The sequence below is a fragment of the Polaromonas sp. genome (genome assembly GCF_039932935.1).
Taxonomy (GTDB): domain Bacteria; phylum Pseudomonadota; class Gammaproteobacteria; order Burkholderiales; family Burkholderiaceae_C; genus Polaromonas.
On the sequence record NZ_JBDTPB010000122.1, the window covers coordinates 1 to 5,244 of the forward strand.

Sequence of the window (5,244 nt, forward strand, 5' to 3'; positions counted from 1 at the left end):
GCGTGTTTGAACTGATGCTGCAACTCGCGCGTGATTTCGGCACAGCCTTTGTGCTCGTCACGCACGATGAAACGCTGGCCTCGCGTTGCGGGCGGCGGTTTCGGTTGGTGTCGGGGCGGTTGTCGGAGTGGGGTTGAGCGGCTGCGTCGATAAGTTTGATGTGCTTATCTGGCGTATTGGCTATGCTGCCATCGCATCAGCGCGGCGCGGTGTCAGCGGGAGCTCTGCTGTTGCTTCTTAAGGACACCTTGGATCGTTGCAAGATAGAAGCAAAACATCCAACTTAACCACCCGATAGGTCGTTAGTATCCATCGAGAGCTAGGCTGACTCGATCTTGCTCTTGGCCTCGCTCGATCGGTTTAGCCGGGCTGCGACGAGGCCGGTTAGGACTATGCAGACTAGGAAGATCACCAAGAGTGGCAAGAAGCCGTGTATGCCAAATCCGTCCAAAGTTGCAGTCAGAAGGAGCGCGCCTCCAAGTGTGGAGACCATAAACACCACGAACGAAGCGCGTGGTCGTAAAGTCACCCCCGCGCTTGGCCACGCACTGACAACCAAGTTTGCGGCTACACAGCATATCAATGCAGCAAGAGCCATCACTGCCGAGCGAACCGGTGATACGGGCTTTGTATCTGTATCAAGAATCGGAACTGCTCGGACACCGGCGATGCGAGCCTTTGAAACGAAGAAGGGTTCCTCCTTCGTAGTAAGGACCGCAATCGTCACCGAATCACCCGGGTTCATCAGCATAGGCATGATTTTCAGCGTCCCGGCTACCACCGAAAGAGACGGCGTGATGTCTGCTGGTTTCGCGTTGGTGACACTTGAGCGAACGATCTCCGCCTTATTCGCGGACGTGATCTCAAGAGGAGACTCGAAATCCGTGGCAGGTATGGGCCTAGCGCCATCATTTACGAGCTCAAAAACAGTGAGATACGGGGTCTGGAGCTCAACACCGGCTAAAGAAACCTGGAGATCTAGCGCCTTTGCGGTATCCGGCGGTTGTAATGAAGTTTGTGAAAGCTTTCGAATATGCAACGAGCGCGCCTCAAGGTCGGCACGCCAGAGCCAAACAGGAATCAAGACTCCCGCCAAGGTGGCGACCAGGACCACCCAGAATTTCCAGTCAAAGGGAATCGTCATGATCAATTATTGGATGGAACATGACGCTGAAATGACCTGCGAGCCATAGACGAGCGAACAGTCATGTTTTCAAATAAGGCCAAAGTTTGGTAACCCCCCACCAAATTCCGGATGCAAAAACGGAAGCTATGACTCCGAAAACAAAACCCAATGCTCGTTCCTTCGCAATCTGCGATTTCGATGGTACCCCGGCGAGGCGCTGAAAAGTCTCGACGTCAGAATTTGCAACTTGCCGCACAAGCTCAAGTTCCTTTCTGGCTGCGTTGTGCTCGGCCTGCGTCCTACCAAGTTGTTCGAGAGCGACTTCAAGATCAGCCTTGTTCGCACTGGCTGCTGCCTTCAGTTCATCGATTGCCACCAGCGCGTCGGCAAGATTTGATCGAGCGGCATCGATCTTCGCGATGCGTTCATCGATAGTCTGTCTCGGTTCGTCGTCAAAGATAATATCCGCGAACGGGATTCCATTCATAGTGCCGATGCGAAGCACTGGCTTCGACACGACATCCACAAGTGTCTTCAAAAAGACGGCAACGATATAGGGCAGTTCCATGATATCTAACGTAATGCATACGACAAGGTCTGCGCCATAACCTTCGCGTCTGCGAAACCCGGCCAGGAGGATCGAGACTAAAAGACTTGCTATCCTTTTACGGTTTCGTTGAGCTCGATAAAAACCAACGGCACGATTGATTCTAGGCGGGCAGTGTGATTACCGCCTCCTCAATATGGACGAGCGCAGCCCAAACAGCCGGTTTCGTTGTGTTTGACCATCGCTCCCAATAACCCGGCCTGGCAAATCCCCCCACAAGACCCGTCCCGGTGTGAGAGGCACTTGTGGGGGAATTTTCAATACAGCGGTAACCGGGTCATCCCGGTTTTTTCTTGTTGAACTAGCCCCCTCTCTATCTGCGACCACTCGGGCCTAACTAGTGGCTCGACCTGTGGGAGCCAGAACGGAACAAGGCCATTTACCGGCCGCCAGCCCTGCAAGGCCCCAGGCAGGCATAATCCTTGAGCCCTCCGCCACGCGCGCAGGTGTATCCCCTCACTTCGTGAGTCTTTCAACATGCCGTGCAGCTCCCTGCCTGCGGTCCAGGACACAGGCACTTTGCATGACTGATCATTACACCGCCCTCGGGCTGGACAGCGCAGCAACGCTGGCCGATGTCAAAAAAGCCTTTCGCCTGAAGGCCTCCTTCTGGCACCCGGACAAAAATGCCAACCCCGAGTCGCCCGAGCGTTTCAGGGCGGTGCAGCAGGCCTATGAGGTGCTGTCGGATGCGGACAAGCGCCAGGCCTATGACGACAACCGCCGGCGCAACCTGCTCGACAGCCCGATAGACACGGCACGTGCCATCTGGGCCGATTATTTCAACCCGCTACTGTGACCCTTGCTGACCCAAAGAAGACCACCCCATGAAAAACCCTGCAGCATGAGCGTCTCTCCCTATTTCCTCGACCTGCGCTCGGCTTACCAGTCCGAGATGGATGACCTGCGATTCGACTCTGAGGGGCGCGACGTGCTGCACCAGCGTCTGGCTGGCAAACGTCAGGAGATGGCCTTTCTGGTCCAGATGATGGACACCAGCCCCGAGATGGTGGCGGTGGTGTTTCACCAGGGTTTTGATTTCACGGAAAAAACCGTGATGGAACACCTGCTCACCCACGACAGCCACGATGCCGATGGCTTTCCGGCCTGGAGCAGCCTGGCGGATGGCTTTGTGCTGGCGCCCTGGGCCCAGGACCTGGCGCACATCGTCTTGCAGGCGCCCGGCGGCGAGAAATTCCTGACGCTGACGGCGGGGCTGGAATACATGGCCGGTTTGCCGGTGGCTGCGTCCATCGTGAGCGCCGAAGCAGATGGTGACAGCGACGACGGCGATGACGACGAAGACAGTGATGAGAACGGCGAGGACGGTGACGGCGCCCTGGTGATGTTTGAGGGCGATGACGATCGTGAGCAAAGCGCCGATGCTCGGGCACGCCACGAGGCAGGTTCCGACTGGCTGGTCCAGCAGGGCTTTGACGCCAAAGACTGATGCAAGCAAGCCTACAAGCAAGCATGAACTGGAAAGTAAAACCCTGATGACGAAGCATCTCGCCCTGATTGAAAAAACCCAAAGTCTGATTGCGGCCGGCGACATCGTCGGCGCCGAGGCTGCGCTGGTCGGGCTGGCCGACGCCGAAGGTGATGCCGCGCTGATGGTGGTGCTGGAGCAGTTGCCGCCCAAGGACGTCCTGGCCGTCATTCGCGAGTACGACAACTCAAAAGAGTCGGTGGTCGGCCTGCTGGTCACGCCCGCGCAGTTTGCCCGCGCCGTGGTGATTGAAAAGCTCTACAAGGACCTGACCCGCACGCATCTGCGCGGCATGGTCAATGCGGTGATCTTCCGGGAGGGCGCGGACCCGGTGGAATTTCTCACCGCGATCGGCGACCTGGAGGGTGGCAGCGAAGCCCTCGCTGATTATTTTTCCGACCAGTGGAGCCGTGTCGAGGGCTTTGCGCGCAGCGGCGGCTTTGAGCCGGCCGACGAGTACGGCAAGATGCTGTCCCAGTCCGCCCTGCTGGCATCGGCCTACGAAAAACCGCGCGTTCAGCAGGATGAGATCGCCGACCAGGACTGGATGCAGCTCGCCTGGCTACTGCGTTACGAACTGCCGGACCTGTTCATTGAAATGCTGATGGTGCTGCGTGCCAAGGGCAGTGCGCACAAGGCGGCTTCCGATGAGGAGAATGAAGAGAATGAGGACGATGCGCAGGACGATGGCAAGGTCGAGACCGGCGACACCGATCGCGGCAAGGCCACACCGACGGCGCGTGAGTCCGACGAGGAATCGGCGATCTGAGCCTTCGCAGTCATCTCCATCCCCACCCAGACCAGACCAGACCAGACCAGCTTCGTATCCATGTCGTCGCCTTCCGCCATCTCGCTCTACGATACGCGCCACTTTTTTGAGAAGGCGCTGCAGTACGGCGTGCAGCACGGCATCATCCCTGCCGAAAAAATCGAAACCATGCGGGTCGAAGGCCCCAAGGGCATGGTGCAGATCGCGCGTTACTTCGGCAATGAATTTTTGCGCCCGGACCTTGAAAAAGCCCGCGATCGCATGGTGAACCTGATCAGCGTGTACCTCGAAAATTCCTGCCACGGCGACCTCTGGCAGGCGGCTGAATCGCTGCGCGATTTCTCGCTGCTGTCGCGCTCCAAGGGCGGCTCGGACATGCTCAAGGCCCTGATCGCCATGCCGCAAAACAGCCACTTCGGCATGAATGAACGCGGCGGCTTCACCGACGAGCACATTCCGCTGCTGGCCAAATGGTCGCTGCGCAACCTGGCCGACTACCAGGCCGAACTTGCCAGGCGCAGCCATGTGGCGCAGGTGGTGGATGCGGCCGTCTGGCTTGCCGGGGAGCTGGGCATGGACGCGGCCGAACTCGAGGAAGCGGGTAAGGATGCCGAAGCGGTGATTCGCACCGCCTTGCTGGTGCTGGCGACGGGCCGCATCGAGATGCCCGACTGGGTCGCCTTCGAGAAGATGATTGCCGCCTTGCGCAAAAAACACGGGGCTGCTTCGTCTGCGTCTGCGGCTGCGCTGCCGCTCGTCGTTCCGAAAAAACTACCCGCTCACTTGTGGGATGTGGTGGAGGCGGTGCGGCAGTCCGTGATGGCCGACGCGCCAAAAATACTCGATGCGGCCCTGCCGCCGCGCCAGCTGTTTGACCGCAGCCCGGCTTTCATGGGCCGGTATTTCTGGGTCGAAGACGGCCTGAACGAGGTCGATCACCATGACCGTCAGGCATCCGCTGTGTGGAGCAAGGTAACCGGCGGCAATGCGGACGATGGTTCGCTGTTAACCCTGTTCCTGTGCGTGGCCGCCGGTTCCGCGCCCAAGACCCTGCTGACCGAGAAAAGCGCCGCGACCCTGCTGCGCAAGATCCGCAAATCCGGTTTTAATCCCGCGCTAGCCCACCAGTACCTCCTCGACCACGCGCCGGTGCAGCACCAGGACGCCTACGCCAGCTTGTGGGATGACTTTGTGGAAGAGGCGCAGGCCACGCTGCAAAGCGATGCCGTTCACGCGCTCCACGACGCGCTGGC

6 protein-coding genes and 1 pseudogene are annotated in these 5,244 nt (G+C 58.8%); 5 read left to right on the forward strand and 2 right to left on the reverse strand.

Annotation, left to right across the window (positions count from 1 at the left end):
• Window positions 1-137: pseudogene (locus ABI546_RS19375) on the forward strand (lipoprotein-releasing system ATP-binding protein LolD); the annotation flags it as partial.
• A 182-nt stretch (window positions 138-319) separates the two neighbouring features.
• Here the strand turns inward: ABI546_RS19375 and ABI546_RS19380 are convergent.
• Together ABI546_RS19380 and ABI546_RS19385 are read right to left on the reverse strand one after the other, a co-directional pair.
• Window positions 320-1,144: a hypothetical protein gene (locus tag ABI546_RS19380; protein ID WP_348049262.1), complete on the reverse strand. Its 825-nt coding sequence runs from the start codon at window positions 1,142-1,144 to the stop codon at window positions 320-322.
• 61 nt (window positions 1,145-1,205) lie between these two features.
• Window positions 1,206-1,694, reverse strand: coding sequence for a hypothetical protein (locus ABI546_RS19385; protein WP_348049264.1), 489 nt, complete (start codon window positions 1,692-1,694; stop codon window positions 1,206-1,208).
• A 562-nt stretch (window positions 1,695-2,256) separates the two neighbouring features.
• Between ABI546_RS19385 and ABI546_RS19390 the strand changes: the two genes are divergently transcribed.
• The 4 genes from ABI546_RS19390 to ABI546_RS19405 form a co-directional block, all read left to right on the forward strand.
• Window positions 2,257-2,532 carry a DnaJ domain-containing protein gene (locus ABI546_RS19390; protein WP_348049266.1) on the forward strand — a complete coding sequence of 92 codons (276 nt, stop codon included), beginning with the start codon at window positions 2,257-2,259 and terminating at the stop codon, window positions 2,530-2,532.
• A gap of 45 nt (window positions 2,533-2,577) precedes the next feature.
• Window positions 2,578-3,183 (forward strand): hypothetical protein, encoded by a 606-nt coding sequence (locus ABI546_RS19395; RefSeq protein ID WP_348049268.1) that lies wholly within the window; start codon window positions 2,578-2,580, stop codon window positions 3,181-3,183.
• Window positions 3,184-3,229: 46 nt separating this feature from the next.
• Window positions 3,230-3,991 (forward strand): hypothetical protein, encoded by a 762-nt coding sequence (locus ABI546_RS19400; RefSeq protein WP_348049270.1) that lies wholly within the window; start codon window positions 3,230-3,232, stop codon window positions 3,989-3,991.
• A 60-nt stretch (window positions 3,992-4,051) separates the two neighbouring features.
• A partial coding sequence (locus ABI546_RS19405) for a hypothetical protein (RefSeq protein ID WP_348049272.1) occupies window positions 4,052-5,244 on the forward strand: 1,193 nt, incomplete at its 3' end.

Excerpts from the sequence above, each read along its gene's own strand:
- ABI546_RS19380 (WP_348049262.1), bottom strand. The coding sequence starts at position 1,144 with ATGACGATTCCCTTTGACTGGAAATTCTGGGTGGTCCTGGTCGCCACC.
- ABI546_RS19385 (WP_348049264.1), bottom strand. The coding sequence starts at position 1,694 with ATGGAACTGCCCTATATCGTTGCCGTCTTTTTGAAGACACTTGTGGAT.
- ABI546_RS19390 (WP_348049266.1), top strand. The coding sequence starts at position 2,257 with ATGACTGATCATTACACCGCCCTCGGGCTGGACAGCGCAGCAACGCTG.
- ABI546_RS19395 (WP_348049268.1), top strand. The coding sequence starts at position 2,578 with ATGAGCGTCTCTCCCTATTTCCTCGACCTGCGCTCGGCTTACCAGTCC.
- ABI546_RS19400 (WP_348049270.1), top strand. The coding sequence starts at position 3,230 with ATGACGAAGCATCTCGCCCTGATTGAAAAAACCCAAAGTCTGATTGCG.